Below are 2,567 nucleotides of genomic sequence, written 5' to 3'. Positions count from 1 at the left end.
CGTACATAACCGATTTTCTGCAAAATTTCACCTCGTTTTTGAGACAAGTCTTATGAGACACTCTTAACTATGATTTTATCAGTCTACTATACTTGTATCAATAGAGTACACTCTATTGATATATAATTGAACTAATAAATTGATAAATACAGAAATGGGATGATACTGAATGAAAATTGCGAGAGGTAGAGAATTGCTTACACCGGAACAGAGACAGGCTTTTATGCAAATCCCTGAAGATGAATGGATATTAGGGACCTACTTCACTTTTTCCAAACGTGATTTAGAAATAGTTAATAAGCGAAGGAGGGAAGAAAACCGTTTAGGGTTTGCCGTTCAATTAGCTGTTCTTCGGTATCCCAGTTGGCCATACACTCATATCAAAAGCATCCCAGACTCGGTCATACAATATATATCGAAACAGATCGGCGCTAGTCCATCCTCGCTTAGTCATTATCCTCAAAGGGAAAATACACTCTGGGATCATTTGAAAGAAATTCGAAGTGAATACGACTTTGTAACTTTTACCCTGAGTGAATATCGAATGACATTTAAGCATCTTCATCAATTAGCTTTGGAAAATGGTGATGCCATTCATCTACTGCATGAATGTATAGATTTTCTAAGAAAAAACAAAATCATACTGCCTGCTATCACTACACTTGAAAGAATGGTGTGGGAAGCAAGGGCAATGGCTGAAAAGAAGCTATTTAATACGGTTAGTAAATCTCTTACAAATGAGCAAAAAGAAAAGCTTAAAGAGATCATTACTTCGCAGCATCCATCCGAATCCAATAAAACGATATTGGGTTGGTTAAAGGAACCACCGGGTCATCCTTCACCCGAAACATTTCTAAGAGTAATAGAACGACTTGAATACATAAGAGGAATGGAATTAGAAACGGTACAAATTAGCCATTTGAATCGTAATCGTCTATTACAGCTTTCTCGCTTAGGTTCAAGATACGAGCCGTATGCATTCCGTGACTTTCAAGAAAATAAACGTTATTCGATATTAGCCGTCTATTTATTACAACTTACTCAGGAGCTAACAGATAAAGCGTTTGAAATTCATGATAGGCAAATACTTAGTTTGTTATCAAAAGGCCGTAAGGCTCAAGAGGAAATCCAGAAACAAAACGGTAAAAAGCTAAATGAGAAAGTTATACACTTTACGAACATCGGACAAGCATTAATTAAAGCAAGAGAGGAAAAATTAGACGTTTTTAAGGTTTTAGAATCAGTTATTGAATGGAATACCTTTGTCTCTTCAGTAGAAGAGGCTCAGGAGCTTGCACGTCCTGCCGACTATGATTATTTGGACTTACTACAAAAACGGTTTTATTCACTAAGAAAATATACGCCAACGCTATTAAGAGTATTGGGATTTCATTCTACAAAGGCAAATGAGCCACTTTTACAGGCTGTTGAGATTATCCGAGGAATGAACGAATCCGGAAAGCGAAAAGTACCTGATGACTCACCCGTGGATTTTATTTCAAAACGATGGAAAAAGCATTTATACGAGGATGATGGTACAACAATTAATCGTCATTACTATGAAATGGCTGTTTTAACAGAACTTCGGGAGCATGTTCGGGCAGGAGATGTTTCCATTGTTGGCAGCAGACAATATAGGGATTTTGAGGAATATTTGTTTTCGGAAGATACATGGAATCAATCGAAGGGGAATACGAGATTATCAGTTAGTTTATCATTCGAAGATTATATAACGGAGAGAACCAGCAGCCTTAATGAAAGGTTAAAATGGTTAGCTGCCAATTCCAACAAGTTGGATGGAGTTTCTCTTGAAAAAGGAAAACTGTCACTTGCACGCTTAGAAAAAGATGTTCCAGAAGAAGCAAAAAAGTTTAGTGCAGGCCTTTATCAGATGCTACCAAGAATAAAATTAACCGATTTACTCATGGATGTTGCTCATATAACAGGATTTCATGAGCAATTCACCCATGCTTCCAATAATCGAAAACCAGATAAAGAAGAAACAATCATTATCATGGCTGCCCTTTTAGGAATGGGAATGAATATTGGCTTGAGCAAGATGGCCGAAGCCACACCCGGACTTACATATAAGCAACTAGCCAATGTATCTCAATGGCGCATGTATGAAGATGCAATGAATAAAGCCCAAGCCATTTTAGTAAATTTCCATCATAAATTACAGTTGTCCTCCTATTGGGGCGACGGTACAACATCCTCGTCAGATGGTATGAGAATGCAACTAGGTGTTTCATCACTGCATGCAGATGCAAACCCACATTACGGGACTGGAAAAGGAGCCACTATCTACCGTTTTACTAGTGATCAATTCTCTTCTTATTACACAAAGATTATACATACAAATTCAAGGGATGCTATTCATGTTTTGGATGGATTGTTGCACCATGAGACGGATCTAAATATAGAAGAGCATTATACAGACACGGCCGGTTATCAATACCTTTTTGTAAAAAAATTAAAATTATTATGTGTTCTTTCATTGTAGACATGTACTTAACGAAAGATTTAAAAATGACTAACGATTTAAAGTCGTTAGCCATTATCTTTCA

Annotated in this window: 1 pseudogene; it reads left to right on the top strand. The window is 37.0% G+C overall.

From position 1 onward, the window contains the following. Positions 1-169 precede the first annotated feature (169 nt). Positions 170-2,452, top strand: a pseudogene (locus FAR12_RS23040) (Tn3 family transposase); the annotation flags it as partial. Positions 2,453-2,567 lie beyond the last annotated feature (115 nt).

The sequence above is a fragment of the Bacillus yapensis genome (assembly GCF_005280205.1).
GTDB classification, from domain to species: domain Bacteria; phylum Bacillota; class Bacilli; order Bacillales; family Cytobacillaceae; genus Robertmurraya; species Robertmurraya yapensis.
Note: the sequence above shows the minus strand (reverse complement) of the source record. Positions and strands in the feature narration are given on the sequence as shown.